Annotated in this window: 12 protein-coding genes; 3 read left to right on the top strand and 9 right to left on the bottom strand. The window is 72.1% G+C overall.

Features of this window, described 5'->3' with window-relative positions; all coding sequences use genetic code 11:
* Window positions 1–39: 39 nt before the first annotated feature.
* Window positions 40–798, bottom strand: coding sequence for a TIGR00266 family protein (locus tag TR49_RS08910; RefSeq protein ID WP_042379491.1), 759 nt, complete (start codon window positions 796–798; stop codon window positions 40–42).
* A gap of 238 nt (window positions 799–1,036) precedes the next feature.
* On the opposite strand from TR49_RS08910, the gene TR49_RS08905 reads away from it, so the two are divergent.
* Window positions 1,037–1,405, top strand: coding sequence for a cupin domain-containing protein (locus tag TR49_RS08905; protein ID WP_042379226.1), 369 nt, complete (start codon window positions 1,037–1,039; stop codon window positions 1,403–1,405).
* Here TR49_RS08905 and TR49_RS08900 read toward each other — a convergent pair.
* Entirely contained in the window at window positions 1,365–1,778 is a 414-nt protein-coding gene (locus TR49_RS08900) for an MmcQ/YjbR family DNA-binding protein (RefSeq protein ID WP_042379223.1), read from the bottom strand. The genes TR49_RS08905 and TR49_RS08900 overlap by 41 nt on opposite strands.
* A gap of 94 nt (window positions 1,779–1,872) precedes the next feature.
* Between TR49_RS08900 and TR49_RS08895 the strand changes: the two genes are divergently transcribed.
* Window positions 1,873–2,832 (top strand): SAM-dependent methyltransferase, encoded by a 960-nt coding sequence (locus TR49_RS08895; RefSeq protein WP_236653279.1) that lies wholly within the window; start codon window positions 1,873–1,875, stop codon window positions 2,830–2,832.
* A 56-nt stretch (window positions 2,833–2,888) separates the two neighbouring features.
* Here the strand turns inward: TR49_RS08895 and TR49_RS08890 are convergent, their stop codons facing one another.
* The 4 genes from TR49_RS08890 to TR49_RS08880 form a co-directional block, all read right to left on the bottom strand.
* Window positions 2,889–3,269, bottom strand: a complete 381-nt coding sequence (locus tag TR49_RS08890; protein WP_042379221.1) for an RNA-binding S4 domain-containing protein — start codon at window positions 3,267–3,269, stop codon at window positions 2,889–2,891.
* Between the two features lie 369 nt (window positions 3,270–3,638).
* Window positions 3,639–4,355 (bottom strand): hypothetical protein, encoded by a 717-nt coding sequence (locus TR49_RS08885; protein WP_042379218.1) that lies wholly within the window; start codon window positions 4,353–4,355, stop codon window positions 3,639–3,641.
* The gene (locus TR49_RS43655) at window positions 4,352–4,513 is read right to left on the bottom strand and encodes a hypothetical protein (protein ID WP_160311558.1); all 162 of its coding nucleotides are present in this window, start codon (window positions 4,511–4,513) and stop codon (window positions 4,352–4,354) included. The genes TR49_RS08885 and TR49_RS43655 overlap by 4 nt, the downstream gene beginning before the upstream one ends.
* Window positions 4,514–4,557: 44 nt before the next feature.
* A complete protein-coding gene (locus TR49_RS08880; protein ID WP_152627142.1) occupies window positions 4,558–6,519 on the bottom strand; it encodes a tetratricopeptide repeat protein in 1,962 nt (653 codons plus the stop codon).
* A gap of 128 nt (window positions 6,520–6,647) precedes the next feature.
* Between TR49_RS08880 and TR49_RS08875 the strand changes: the two genes are divergently transcribed.
* A complete protein-coding gene (locus tag TR49_RS08875) occupies window positions 6,648–7,259 on the top strand; it encodes a TetR/AcrR family transcriptional regulator (RefSeq protein WP_042379215.1) in 612 nt (203 codons plus the stop codon).
* Window positions 7,260–7,295: 36 nt separating this feature from the next.
* Here the strand turns inward: TR49_RS08875 and TR49_RS08870 are convergent, their stop codons facing one another.
* Genes TR49_RS08870 through TR49_RS08860 form a run of 3 tightly spaced genes read right to left on the bottom strand, consistent with a single transcriptional unit; the run spans window position 7,296 to window position 14,487 of the window.
* Entirely contained in the window at window positions 7,296–10,529 is a 3,234-nt protein-coding gene (locus tag TR49_RS08870; protein ID WP_201776166.1) for an efflux RND transporter permease subunit, read from the bottom strand.
* Window positions 10,529–10,990 (bottom strand): hypothetical protein, encoded by a 462-nt coding sequence (locus tag TR49_RS08865; protein WP_052434130.1) that lies wholly within the window; start codon window positions 10,988–10,990, stop codon window positions 10,529–10,531. Before TR49_RS08865 ends, TR49_RS08870 begins: the two co-directional genes overlap by 1 nt.
* Window positions 10,990–14,487 (bottom strand): efflux RND transporter permease subunit, encoded by a 3,498-nt coding sequence (locus TR49_RS08860; RefSeq protein ID WP_052434129.1) that lies wholly within the window; start codon window positions 14,485–14,487, stop codon window positions 10,990–10,992. The genes TR49_RS08865 and TR49_RS08860 overlap by 1 nt, the downstream gene beginning before the upstream one ends.
* Between the last annotated feature and the right edge of the window lie 201 nt (window positions 14,488–14,688).

Genomic DNA, 14,688 nt, shown 5'->3' with positions numbered 1-14,688 from the left:
GTGCGGCCCCCGCGCGCGGAGTGATCGGTGCGGCAGGCCCTAGCGCAGCATGCCGCCGATGAGGCCGCCGACGCCGGCCGCTTCGACGTTCTCCGCGCCGGCCGCGGGGAGGTACGGGGCCAGGGAGTGGGCGAGGTTGGGCAGCGGCATGCTCTGGAGCCAGATCTGGCCGGGGCCGGTCAGGGCGACCAGGAAGAAGCCGTCGCCGCCGAAGATCTTGTTGGCGATGCCGGGCACGCGGGTCAGCGTGAACTGCACCGACTGGTCGAACATGCCCACGTGGCCGGGGTGGACCAGCATCGTCTGGCCGGGGCCCAGGGTGTAGGTGGTGAGCTCGCCGGAGAGCTCGACCCAGGCGCGGCCCTGGCCCTCGAGCTTCTGCAGCACGAATCCGTCGCCGCCCCACAGGCCGCCGCGGAAGCTCTGCTGGAAGCCGACGGTCGGGGTGATGCCGGGGGTGCCGGCCAGCCAGCCGTGGCGGTGGACCATGACGGTGCGGCCGGGGGCGATGTCCACCGGCACGATGTGGCCGGGCACCTTGGACGCGAAGGCGACCAGGCCGGGCCCGCCCTGGGCGGTGTACTGCGTGATGAAGAGGCTGCCGCCGCCGAGGACGCGCTTCATCGCGCCCATGAAGCCGCCTCCGCCACCGCCGGGCGCGCCGCCCGACATGGTCTGCGACATCTGCACGTTGGCGGACATCCACGAAAGTTCGCCGTGCGGCGTCACCACGTACTCGCCGGGCCCCAGTTGCACCTCGAGCACCGGCATGGTGCTGCCCTTGATCTCAGCCTGCATGGCGGCCGCCCCCTCCAGATCCTGGTCGTCTCTGACGGCACCGTATCGCCGCACGAAGGGGACGAACAGCGCGGCCCCCGGACTGTTGCCGGACCGCGACGAGACCGGCACGGGAGCGGGTTGTCGGACCGGGCTGCCGGGGCGTTACACCTTGCCGGTGGCCCGGGGTGACCGTGCTTTGGCAGCGTGGTCGTCCGTCTGCCCGCCGTCCCGGCGATCCACGCAAGGAGCACCGCCCATGGCCATCGTTCTGCACCGCGCCGAGAAGGCCGAGCTCGGCGCCTTCGCGCCCAAGCCGACCAGCACCACCGAGGGACAGCAGGAGGCGCTGCGCACGGTGTGGACGGCGCCGGAGGGTGTGGAGACCGGCGTGTGGGAGGCGACGCCGGGGCGGTTCACCGCCACGCGCGAGGGCTACCACGAGGTCTGCCAGATCCTCTCCGGTCACGCCACGGTGACCCCGGCCGACGGTGAACCGGTGGAGATCGGTCCCGGAGACACCCTGGTGACCCCGGCCGGGTGGACCGGCGTGTGGGAGGTCCACGAGACGCTGCGCAAGACCTACGTCACGATCGATCTTCCGGCGAACTCTCAGGCCGCGCCCTGAGGCCGGGCCAGTCCAGCAGCAACTGCTGCTTGCGCGGCAGGGCGGAGACGACCAGATCGTAGGAGTCCTCGACCATCTCCCTGACCAGCCGGTCCGGGAGTGAGCCGTCCAGCAGGACGGTGTTCCAGTGGCGCTTGTTCAGGTGCCAGCCGCCGGTGACGGCGGGGTGTTCGGCACGCAGCCGGACCGCGAGCTCAGGGTCGCACTTCAGGCTGACCTGCAGCGGAGCCGCATCCAGGGCGGAGATGGCGAAGATCTTCCCACCGACCTTGAAGACGGAGGTCTCCGGGTTGAACGGGAACGTCTCCTCGGCACCGTTGAAGTCCAGGCAGAGAGCTCGGAGTTGATGAGACGTGAACGATCCGTGATCCATGGCCTCAGTGTGGCGTCTCACAGCTAACATATGGGGGACCGCGGGGTGACGAGTTGTCACCCCGTGCCGGGGTTGTTGGGTGAAGGGGGCCGACGTGGCTGAGAACACGGACGTCAACGCCGAGACAGGCGCGGACGCGGCAGCGGAGGCAGCGGCTGCGAACGCCGAACCGGACGCCGAGGCCGCGATCGACTGGGACTGGGCCGCGGCCGAGGACGACGACGCCGAACCCCGCACCGAACTGCGCACCGACGTCCCGCACCCGGCGCGGATGTACGACTACTACCTCGGCGGCAAGGACAACTTCCCGGCGGACCGCGCCGCGGCCGAGCAGGTGGTCAAGCTCATTCCCACGGTCCAGGATGCGGCCCGCGCCAACCGGCGCTTCCTCGGCCGCGCGGTCCGCTACGCGAGCGGTCTCGGTATACGCCAGTTCCTCGACATCGGCACGGGCATCCCGACCGCCGAGAACACCCACGAGGTGGCGCAGCGCCTGGCCCCCGACTCCCGGATCGTCTACGTCGACAACGACCCGATGGTCCTCAGCCACGCCCGTGCGCTGCTCAGCAGCACCCCGCAGGGCCGCACCGCCTACGTCGACGCGGACTTCCACGACGTCGACGCGATCCTGGACGCGGCGGCGGTCAAGGAGATGATCGACTTCGATCAGCCCGTGGCCCTGCTGGTCGTCGCACTGCTGCACTTCCTGCCGGACTCGGACGAGCCGCTCGCGCTGCTCGACCGCTACAAGCAGGTGCTCGCCCCGGGCAGCGTGCTGATCCTCACCCACGGCAGCTCGGACCACTCCACGCAGGAGATCAAGGACGCGGTCGAGAGCATCTACAAGGCCGGCGGCATCACCGTCGCCACCCGTCCCCTCGACGAGGTCCAGCGCTTCGGCACCAGCGGCGAGGATGGTTGGGAGCTGGCCGGTCCCGGCGTCGTCTCCATCAACGAATGGCAGGCGGGCGCGGAGCCCGTCAGCGAGGAGGACCTCCGCCTCACCCGCGCGGAGGTCGGCGGCTACGGACTGGTGGCAGTCAAGAAGGCCTGAGGGCCTGAGGGCCTGAGGGCCTCGGGCCCTCAGGGCGAAGCGCTCGGCTGCGCGCGTCAGAAGCCGCGCAGCCGCTCGATGTCGCGGCGGTCCCGCTTCGTCGGCCGGCCGGCGCCGCGGTCGCGGACGGGTACGGTGGCGACGAACTCACGGGGCGGCGGCGGGGGGCTGTTGTCGATCAGGCACTCCGCGGCGACGGGCGCGCCGACGCGCTTGGCGACGGTCTTCTGCACGATGACGATCCGCTCGCGCCCCTCCTGACGTACCCGCACCTCGTCACCGGGCCGCACCAGCTGCGCGGGCTTGGCCCGCTCCCCGTTCACCCGCACGTGCCCGGCCCGGCAGGCCGTTCCGGCGGCGGACCGGGTCTTGGCCAGACGCACGGACCAGATCCACGCATCAACCCGCACCGGCGCGGTCGGAAGCTCCTGAGCCATGCGGCCCACCCTACGCCTCCGGCCACGCCGCCCAGTTGCACCAACCCCGCGCCTGCCCCGGCCGCACGGAGCGACACCGGCCTCCGGCCTGCCCCGCTCCGTCTTCAGCGGGTGGCTGCCGTCCGCAGCCGTGGCACGGGAGGAGGCCCCTTGCCCCGTCACCCGCCCAGGGGTTTGGGGCACAGGCGTGGACCGGCGGTGGTGAGCCGCTCCCGGTCTCCGGTCGGGACGCACCGCGGCCGAGCCTTCGGCGGGCGGATGCCTTCCCCGCTCCTGGGCGGGAGGCTCCTCGTCTCGTCCCCCCACCTACCACCTACGGCCGTGACGCCCCGCGTGGACCGGAGGCGGGGCCGTGCGGCGTCGCGGGCCTCAGCTCTCGCCCTGGCCCGTCAGTTTGCCGAGTTGGAGTTGGAACCAGTCCAGGCGGGCCTGGAGGAGGGCGGCCTCGGCGGCGAGTTGGGGGACGAGGGCGTCCGTGCCGTCCTTGCCCTGATCCAGGGGCAGCGCGGCTGTGCGTGCGAATGCGGGGGCCGGGGGCGGGAGGCGTTCGTCGCAGGTGGTGACCGTTTCCGGGCCCGCGAGGTGGGAGTAGGTGTCGAACCGCAGCAGCGCGCGGTGACCCGCGCAGGCGGCGCAACTGCCGGTGATCGCGCGCCAGCCGAGCACCCCCTCGCCGGTGTCGATGACGCCCTCCGACACGCGGCCGCAGGCACACCGTGGGTAGTGGACACGGCGCACGCGCTGGCGTTCGAAGCGCATGCCGCGTTCGTGGCGCAGGTAGGCGCCCAGCACCGCGACCTCCAGCAGCACGGTGTCCCGGTACTCCGTCGCACAGCCGAGTTCGATCGCCGCGCCCGCGTCGTGCAGGCAGTAGAAGCCGCAGGCACACCAGCGCGCCGGCGGGCGGTGCCGCCGCTCGTAGCCGCAGCGGGCGTCGTCGAGCGGCCCGTAGACGATGTCCCCGCCGAGCGACACGCCTCGGAAACCGAGGCGGGTGCCGTCGGCGGAGAGCATCGGTCGGGCGATCTTGTACCCGACCGGTGGACGCTCCGGACGCTCCCGGGGGGCGCGCCGGAACCCGCTCACCGCTCTGTGCTCGACCCAGCGCTCACCGGCTCCGCGCGGGGCGGCAGCACGGTGACCGCCTCGGTGGTCTCCGGCTCACGCGCGGGAGGCGCCTCCTCGACGGTGGCGTCGACCACGTCCTCCGCGACGCCCTTGGCGACGAGCTTCCCCAGTTTCATGACGACCCTCTCCTGTCGGTGACGGCTCGCGTTCCCATGGTGACTCAGCGGCGGCGTCGACGGAAGAGGCCCCGCCGCCTCGGCTCCGCTTCCTCTCCGGAGCGCTCCTTCTCTCTGGCGCGCTCCTTCCCAGCGGCGACGAGTTCACGCCCCCGCTGTTCCGCGTCCGTCGACGCGGGCGTCTCGTCGCTGCGGCGGACGGCCTCCGCCGCGAGCCGGGCGGGCTCCCGGTCCCGCTCGTCGAGCCACGGGCAGGCGAGGACGAGGGCGCACAGCGTCGGCAGCACCTCGACCGGCCGGGTGCGGAAGGCCTCCATGGCGAGCGTCAGGCGGGCGGTCAGCAGCCGTCCGATGTCCTCCCTGGTGGCGGGCTCGCTCCAGGCGACGGCGAGCAGGGCGAGGGCGGCTGCCTCGGTGACCCAGTCCTCGGGGCCGACCAACAGGTCGGACAGGACGCGGCGGCGCTCCGACTCCGGCCACGGGGTGTCCGTGCCGTGGTGGGCTATGCCCAGACAGGCGAAGGCCTGTACGGCGCGCACCCACAGGTCGGGCGCGTTCGCGGCGAGGGCCTGCCCGCGTTCGTCGTTCCGGGGGAGCGGCGGGTGCACCAGCACGCCGAGCAACTGCGTGATCGGGACCGCGGCGAGCCGGACGGCGCGGTCGTAGGCAGCGGGCAGCGACGGCCAGGCGTGCTCGGCGACGGTCCGCACGGCCTCGCTCGCCTCCGCCGGCGGCGCCGGGACGGCCGGCTCGGCCGCGGTGCCGAGGTAGTTCCAGACCTGCGTGCCGACCGGGCGCAGCGGGTGCCGCGGGTCGGGCTCGGGGACGGACCGGAACTCCAGCTCGGCTCCGGGATAGCACTGAAGCAGCGTCAGCACGCTGCTCGGCGCCTCGACGGCGGACCCCGCGACGGAGAGTCGGTGGTGCGCTCGAATGTCGGGACTGCGCAGGAACTGCCGCAGGACGTTCGCCGTCGCCTCACGGGCGGGGCTGACACCCGCCAGCCAGGGGCGTCCCCTGCTGTGCTGGGCCAGAACCGTCGCCGCGTAGTCGTGGTCCGGGTGCTCACGCAGGTGGTCGACGAGGGCGACCAGGTGGACCGGGTCCTGGTCGACGGCGAAGCGGATGCCGTGGAGGGCCGGGACGACCAGCGGGTCCTCGGCGTTCGCGGCGACGGCCTTCTCCGCCCAGGGCAGCCCGAGTGCGGGCCGACCGGTCGCGGCGTACAGCTCGGCGACGTCCACGTGCAGGCTGAGATCGGAGGGGTCACGGGCCAGCTCGTCCGTCCAGACGGCGATCGCCTCGTCGGGCCGGCCCGCGGCGCGCAGCGCGTAGCCGAGCATGACGGCGCTTATGTGCGTGGGCTCGGCGGCGACGGCGGCGCGGGCCCAGGCGATGGACTCGTCGTGGTCGCCGTAGCGTCGGGCCAGGCCGGAGGCGAGGGAGAGCAGCATGGCGTGCTGCGGACAGGCGGCGGTGACGGCGCGGACCGTGTCGTAGAAGGGCCGCAGGCTGGTGCGGAGCACCTCGGGGAAGGGGTCGGGCAGGCCGGAGCCGACGATCCGGCCGATGGACTGGGCGACGACCTCGGGGTTGACCAGATCCGGCAGGTCCCGGCGACTCAGCCAGGCGACCTCGGACCAGGGCCGCCCCGGCTCCGTGGCGACGACCTCCGCGAGCAGGCGCACCGCCTGGTTCCACTGCCCGCAGGACGCGAGCAGGTTGGCACGGGCCGCGACGGCGCCGATGTAGGGCCGGTCCATCGGGAACAGTGCGAGTGCGGCCTCGGCACCACCGGCCCGGGCTGCGAGCTCGCCCAGCACCTCGTGCGCCTCCGGCAGTTGGGGTGCGCTGGCGATCGCGTTTCCGACGTGCGTGGCGGCGTGCGCGAGGTCGCCGCCGTCCATGGCGAGACGCGCCACCGCGATCTCGCCTTCGGCGTCGAGTCGCTCCGCGCCGCCGACCGAACACGAGTGCAAGCCGTCGAGGTCTCCGGAATCAGCCATGGCCGAACCCTAGCCCTGTGTACGGACAGTCGGGCGGACAATTCGGACACCCGACGATTCTGTGCGGCGGCCCGGCTTCCGCTGCCCCTGCTGGGGAACCGCAGGGTTTCGTGCAGGAGAATGTGGGGGTGCCGAGTACACAGAGAAGCAGCCAGTCGGCGTCTCCCGCCAGGCGGCGCGAGATTCTGGAGACCGCCGCGCGGGTCTTCGCGGAGCAGGGCTACAACGCCACGACCGTGCGGAAGATCGCGGATGAGGCGGGGCTGCTGGCCGGGAGCCTCTACTACCACTTCGACTCCAAGGAGTCGATGCTCGAGGAGATCCTCTCGGGCTTCCTGGACGAGCTGTGGGCGGGCTACGACGAAGTCCTCGCCGCCCGGCTCGACCCGAAGGACACCCTCGCGGCGCTGGTGACGGAGTCGTTCCGGGAGATCGACCGGCACCGGGACGCGGTGGCGATCTACCAGAAGGAGGCCCGGCAGCTCGCCGTGCAGCCGCGGTTCGCCTTCCTGGCCGACTCGCAGCAGCGCTTCGAGCAGGTCTGGCTGGAGACCCTGGAACGCGGGGTCTCCGCGCACGCCTTCCGCGCTGATCTGGACCTGCGGCTCGCCTACCGGTTCCTCCGTGACACCGTGTGGGTCGCCGCGTCCTGGTACCGGCCGGGCGGCGGGCACAGCCCGGAGCAGATCGCCCGGCAGTACCTCTCCATGGTCCTGGACGGCATCGCCGCTCCGGGCTGAGCGGCCCCAGCCCGCACTCGGGGCCGGGCCTGTGCCTCAGCCCACCGGCAGCTCCGCGGGCGGCATCTCGGTGGGGCCCTGCTCCTTGCGCCGGCTGAACCGGAGGTACAGCGAGGGCACCACGAACAGCGTCAGCAGGGTCGAGCTCACCAGCCCGCCGAGGATGACCACGGCCAGCGGGTACTCGATCTCGCGTCCGGGCTGGTTGCCGGCGATGACCAGCGGCACCAGGGCCAGGCCGGTCGCCAGCGAGGTCATCAGGATGGGCGCCAGCCGCTCGCTCGCGCCGCGGACGACGAGGTCGGGGCCGAAGGCCATGCCCTCCTCGGTCTCCAGGTGCTGGCAGTGATTGATCATCAGGATCCCGTTCCTCGCCGCGATCCCGAAGACGGTGAAGAAGCCGACCAGCGCCCCGATGGTGATCTCCGCCCCGCCGAACCAGATCGCGATCAGGCCGCCGATCAGCGCCATCGGCAGCGTGACGAAGAGCAGCGTCGCCAGCCGCCACGAGCCGAAGGCGAGCTGAAGCAGCAGCATGATGGCCACGGCCGCCAGCGCCGCCGTCGTCAGCAGGCTCTGCTGCGCCTGCTGACGCTCCTGGTACTCGCCCAGCAGCGTGTAGTGCGAGCCCTGCGGGACGGTCACGTTGGCGGCGAGCTTCGCGCGGATCTGGTCGACCACGGCGGACAGGTCGCGGCCCTGGACGTTCGCGCCGACGTCGATGTAGCGGGAGTTGTCCTCACGGGTGATCAGGTAGGGGTCGGGGCCGAGCGTGACGTTCGCGATGTCGCCCAGCTTGATGTGGCCGCCGTTCGGGGTGTCCAGCGGCAGGGCGGCGATCGAGCCCGCGTTCTGGCGGGCGGACGGGATGCTCCACACGAAGACGCCGTAGACCTGGTTGTCCTCGAAGACGTTGCCCATCTCCTGGCCGGCCACCATGGTCGCGGCCTGCCGCCGCACGTCACCGGGCTTGAGGCCGTACTTCGCGGCCTTGGCGAGGTTCACCTCGACGTTGATCTGGGGCGTGTCGACGGAGAGGGCCATGTGCGGGTCGACGACCCCAGGGACGGCGGCGACCTGGTTGAGCACGGACTGCGCCGTGTTGCGCATCTGCCCCAGGTCCTGGCCGTAGACGCGGACGGTGACGGCCTGCTGGGAGCCGGTGAGCACCTCCTCGATGCGCTCGTTGAGGTAGGTCTCCACGTCCCGGTACAGGCCGGGGTGGCTGTCGACGACCTGGCGGACCCTGGCCAGGGTCTTGTCGTAGTCGACCTTGGAGTCGATGTGGATCCACACCTCGGTCGCGTTGATGCCGACGATCTCCTCGCCCTGCGGGGCGCGGCCGATGTGCGCGCCGAAGTCCTCGACGCCCGGGATGGCCTTGAGCTCCGCGTAGAGCTGGTTGGTGGTGCGCAGCACCTCGGTGTCGGAGGTGCCGGGGATGGCGTCCCAGTGGATCAACAGGTCGCGCTGCTGGAAGGCCGGGAACAGGGACTGGCCGAGCTGCGGCGCGACCAGCGCGCCGCACAGCACCACGGCGGCGAAGACGCCGTAGGCGGCGGTGGGGCGGGCCACGATCCGGTTCAGGAACCGCTCGTACCAGCGGCGCAGCACCCGGACCAGCGGCGACTGGAACCGCTTGAGCGGCGCGCGGCGCAGCAGGATCAGGGTCAGCGCCGGGGTGACGGTGAGCGCCACCGCCATCGAGGCGATGATCGCCAGCGTGTAGGCGAAGGCCAGCGGCCGGAAGAAGGAGGCCGTCAGGCCGTGCAGCAGGAAGATCGGCACGGCCGCCGCGACGATGATCAGCGTCGCGTAGACGATCGGGCTGCGGACCTCCAGCGAGGCGCCCAGGATGATCCGGGCCGTCGACTTGGTGGCCTTGCCGTCGTCCTTGCCGGTGCGGCGGGCGATGCGCAGGCGCCTCAGGATGTTCTCGACGTCGATGATGGCGTCGTCCACGACCGCGCCGAGCGCGATGATCAGGCCGGCCAGCACCATCGTGTTGACGGTGGTGCCGAGGGCTCTGAGCACCAGCACGGTCGCGGTCAGCGAGAGCGGGATGCTGACCAGGCTGATCAGCGCCACCCGCCACTCGAACAGGAACAGCACCAGGATGACCACGACCAGCAGGAAGCCGAGCAGCAGCGAGTCCAGCAGGTTGTGGATGGAGTCGTCGATGAAGTCGGCCGGCCGGAAGATGTGCGAGTCGAAGGCCACGCCCTTCAGGCCCGGCTGCAGCGACCTGAGCGCCTCGTCGACCGCCGAGGTGATCTTGAGGGTGTTGCCCCACGGCAGCTTCTCGACGACCAGCAGGATGCCCGGCTTGCCGTTGATGACGGCGTCGCCGATCAGCGGCTGGTAGCTCTCGACGACGTCGCCGATCTGGCCCAGCGTCACCTTCTTGCCCTGGGCGGCCTGGTCCTCCAACGGGATCTTGGCCAGGTCGGCCGGGCTCTGTACGGACAGCTGGTGGGCGACCTGGAGCCGCTGGTTCCCCAGCCCCGGCGCGCCCTGGCCGTCGAGGTACCCGCCCGCGCCGACGACGGCGCCGGTGGAGAACTGCAGCGCGCCGGAGTCCAGCGCGTCGGCGGTGGACCGCTCCACGTTGTCCAGGGTGACCTGCTGCGCCGCCATCTTCTTCGGGTCCACCTGGACCTGGAAGGTCTCCGGGCGCTGGTCCCAGATCGACACGTCCGCCACGCCGTCGACGTGCAGCAGCCGGGGCTTGACGTTCCAGTAGGCGAGCTGCGACAGCTCCATAGGCGTCAGCGGCTTGCCGTCAGGCCCGTTGCCGCTGGCGGTCATGCCGATCTGCACGACGCGTGCGGTCGCGGAGACCGGCGCGAGGATGACGGGCGGGCTGGCCCAGCGCGGCAGCGTCGGCCGGACGGTGGCCAACCGCTCCGCGACCAGCTGACGGGCCCGCAGCAGGTTCGTGTTCTGCGAGAACACCATGACGATCGAGGAGAGCTGCGGCACCGAGGTGGACCGCATCTGGCTCAGTCCCGGCATGCCGTTCATCGCCAGTTCGAGCGGCACGGTGACCAGCTGCTCCACGTCGGAGGTGGACAGCCCGAGGCTCTCGGTCTGGATCTCCACCTGCGGGGGAGCGAACTCGGGGAAGACGTCGAGCGGCGTACTGGGCATGGTCGCGATGCCGACCGTCATCAACGCGACGGCGGCCGCGACCACCAGAAAACGGAAGCTGAGGCTCCAGGCGACGATGGCGCGCATCACGCCGCCGTGCCCCTTCGCTGAACCGCGCATCATTCCTCCCCCACTCCGTACTCGGTCCCCAGCAGCTCGGCCGCGCCGACGACGACCACGGAGGTGCCGGCCTTCGGCCCCGCGCCGAGGACGACCGTGTCGCCGTCGTACCGCGCGATGGTGATGGCGTGGCGCGTGTAGGCGTGCCCGCCGTCCGGGACGTACACCCAGGGCACGCCGTCGGGGTCGTAGATCACGGCGGTGATGGGCACCTGCGTCTCACCGCCCGCCGCCGACGCGACGGTCACGGTCCGCACCCGCAGGCGCTGTTCCGCGAGCGGGGTGAGCACGACCTTCTGCACGTGCCCGTATCCGGGCAGCGCGGCGACGGAGCTCGGCAGCGGCGCGAGCGTCGCGGGCGTGTAGGAGGCGGGAGTCTGGTCCTTCGGCCCGCAGGCCGCGACCACGGGCAACCCCATGATCGCGGCGACCACGGCGGCGAGTACGCGCACCCGCGACATCAGGCTGCGCCTTCCCCGGGGGCGGGTGGCTGTGCAGGCGAGGTGCCATGCACCTCAGGGGCGCGGGGAACTGCGTGATCAGCCGCCCGGGGCGGACGGCCCTGCTCGTTCGGGGCTCTACCTGCGCGGGTGGCTTCTCGCGCCCCGGGGCGGAGCCCCTGATCGGCAGAGCCCCGCGCCCCTGGCCGTGCACCTTCCTGCGGGAGCGAACCTGACGCACCATCGGCGGCGCGCGCCGAGCCCAACGCTGTCGCGCTCCGGCCGAACTCCGGGGTGGCGGGCTCGCGCTCACTCGGCCCGCCGTCGTCGCTCGGGAAGAGCTCCGCCTCGTCCTCCTCCAGCGGGCCCTGGCCCGCGAACGCGGGGAGCAGGAAGAGCGTGACCACCGTGGCCGTCACCGCGCCGCCGATGAGGACGAAGGAGAGCGGGCGGATCAGCTCCAGGCCGGCTACGTCCCCGCGTACGGTGAACGGCACGACCATGAGGATCAGACCGACCGCCGAGGCGACCACCGGGAACGACGCCTCCCGTGCGGCGAGGCCCGCCGCGCCCGCGCGGCCGCCCAGCTCCAGTTCGCGGGTGCGGCGCAGCACCCGGATGCCGCCGCGCACGGCCAGCGCCAGCACGCCGAGGAAGCCGATCAGCGTTCCGGCCGTGAGCGTGCGGCCCGCCGCGTACGCCGTGAGTGCGCCGCCGGCCAGCGACAGCGGGAGCGAGGCGAGCAGCAGCCCGGCGCGCGGCCAGCTCCGCAGCGCCGCCTGGAACAGCAGCAGCGTGCCGAGCGCGCAGCCGATGGCGACGAGGATGATCACCAGAGCGGCGCCCTGCTGCTGTGCCAGGCCGCTGGAGACCTCGGCGTGGTAGCCGAGGGGGAGCGCGACGCCGCGCACGGCCGCCTGCACGCGGGAGACCGCAGTGTCCGCGTCGATGCCGTGGAGCTGGGCGGTGATGTCGAGGTAGCGGGAGGCCTGCTCGTGGTCGATCTCCGTCGGCGTGGGCGCGATGCTGACGGTGGCGACGTTCTTGAGCGCGACCTGGCCGCCGCTGGGGGTGTCCAGCATCAGGTTCTCGATGTCGCCGAGGTTCTCGCGGACCGCAGGGACGCTCCACACCGCGACGTCGAAGATCTGCTGCTGCTGGTAGTAGCTGCCGACGGGGATGCCGGAGATCAGGACCGCCGTCGCGCGGCGCACGTCGCCGGGTGAGAGGCCGTACTGGGCCGCCTTGTCCACGTTCGTGTCGATCAGGACGGAGGGCTCCTGCGTCGGCTCGTGAATCGTCGCGTCGCTGACGCCGCCGATGCCGTCGACGACGGAGCGCAGCCGCGTCGCGTCGGCGGTCAGCGTGGCCCAGTCCGTGCCGTAGAGACGGACCGTCAGGGGTGCGCCGTTGCCGGGGTCGGTGTTCGACGCCGGGGCCTTGGCGAGCGAGGTCTGTGCGTACGTCAGGAGCTGGTGGTGCAGCCCGGGGTAGTGGCCGAGCACCCGGGTGATCGCCGACGTCGTCGCGTCCAGGTTCGCGCCGCCCGAGACGGTGACCCAGGTCTGGGCCGAGTCCACGTTGACGATCTGGTCGCCGAGCAGGGCTTGGCCGATGTCGCTGGCCACCCCCGTCACGCCGGGGACGGTGCGCAGCTCGGCGCCGGCCGCCTCGGTGGTCTGCCGCATGGCGGGCAGTGAGGTGCCGGGAGCGGCGCTCCACTGCACCACCAGGTTCCGGTCCTGCGGTGTCGGGATCAGGGTGCCGCTGCCGAACTGCGGGATGATCGCCAGCGCGCCGAGCGCCAGCACGCCGGCCACCACGAGGGACGCGGCGCGACGCCGGGCGAACACCGCGGCCACGCTGTCGTAGGCGGCCTCGATCCAGCGTGCCACGGGAGGGACGGTGCGTCCTTCCGGCGCCCGGCGCAGCAGGAGGAGCGCGAGCGCGGGGGTGACCGTCAGGGCGACGGCGGTCGCCGCGACCATGGTCAGCACGTAGGTGAAGAGCATCGGCCGGGTGAGCGCGCCGCTGCTGCCCGGGACCAGCAGCAGCGGGACGGCGGCGAGCAGCAGCACCGCCAGCGCCCAGCCGAGCGGGCGGCGCACGCCCAGCAGCGCGTCGGTGATCGCGCCCGCGCGGCCGTCCCTGGTGTCCTGCCGGTCGCCGTCCGCTCCGTCCGTGCCTTCCGCTCCGTCCGTGTCGGCGTCGGCTTGGCCGCGTGGCCCGTCGAGGCCGCGCTGCACCGCGGCGATCGCGGAGACGGCGTCGTCCACGACGACGGCCAGGGCGACGGCGAGGCCGGCCAGGGTGAACCAGCTGAAGGTCGCGCTGCGCAGCTGCAGCACCCAGGCGGCGGTGATCAGCGGCAGCGTGATCGCGACCAGACCGACCAGGGCCACCCGCCAGGAGCGCCAGGCCAGCCCGAACCAGGCGACCAGCAGCACCAGCCCGGCCAGCGCCGCCCAGCCGAGGTTGCGCAGCATCGAGTCGAGGTAGTTCGCCGGCCGGTAGACGTCCGTGTCGACCTTCACACCGGACAAGCCGGGTGCCAGCTCCGCCATGGCCTGCCGCACCCCGCGGTCCACGGCGAGCGCGTCGGCGCCGGGGAACTTCTCGACGACCAGCAGGAAGCCGGTGCCGTCGGCGGACTGTGAGGTCAGCACCGCGTCGCCGCGCAGCAGCGGGTGGTCCTCGACGACCGTCGCCACGTCCCCGAGCTTCAGCTTGCTGACTCCGGTGTCGACCTCGACGGGGACCTTCGCCAGGTCCTGCGGGGTGGAGATCGGCAGCAGGTGCTGGATGGAGAGCCGCTGGTTGGGGGTGTCGATGAAGCCGTCCGCGCCGGGGGAGGAGGCCTCGACGAAGGAGAGCGGTGAGGTCCACATCGCGTCACCGGCGGTGTTGATCACCTGAGTGAGCGTCACGCCCTTGGCGTGCATCTTCGCCGGGTCGACAAGGACCTGGAGCTGTTGGTCGCGCTGTCCCCAGATGGTGACGTTGGCGACGCCGGGCACGGCCAGCAGCCGTGGCCGGATGCGCCAGCGGGCGAGGGTGGACAGGTTGATGGGGCTGATCCTGGTGGAGGAGATGCCGACCATCAGCGCGCGGGTCTCGGCGGAAAGCGGCTGCACCATGACGGGCGGGGTGCCGACGTTCACCACCGCCGGGCCCTGGGTGACGCGTTCCTGGACCAGCTGCCGGGCCTGGTAGATGTCGGTGCCGGGCTGGAAGGTCAGCTCGATGTCGGAGAGGCCGGGAATCGAACGGGAGCGCATGTGGTCGAGGAAGGCGATGCCGTTGAGCTCGTCCTCCATCGGCACGGTGATCAGCTGCTCGACCTCGTTCGTGGACAGCCCGACGGCCTCGGTCTGGACCTCCACCTGCGGCGGCATGAACTCGGGCAGCGTGTCCACCGCGGCGTGGCGCAGGGATCCGATGCCGAGCCCCATCAGTACGAGCGCGGCGACGACGACGGCGGCGGCGAGTCGGAGGCAGGAAGAGATCAGCCAACGCACGAGACGTTTCCCCCGTTCTTGGTTCCCCCATGGCCGGCTCCATCTGACGACCCGTCAGATGGAGCCGGCCATGGGTGCCCGGGACCCCTGATGGTGGGTGCCGTGTTGTGTCCCCCGGTATGAAAGTCGTCTAACACAACTACCCACGATCGGCCGAATGCGGAAAGTTCTCGCATGCGTGCGAGGCGGGGTCCCCTGATT

This window comes from Streptacidiphilus melanogenes (genome assembly GCF_000787835.1).
Classification (GTDB): domain Bacteria; phylum Actinomycetota; class Actinomycetes; order Streptomycetales; family Streptomycetaceae; genus Streptacidiphilus; species Streptacidiphilus melanogenes.
Note: the sequence above shows the minus strand (reverse complement) of the source record. Positions and strands in the feature narration are given on the sequence as shown.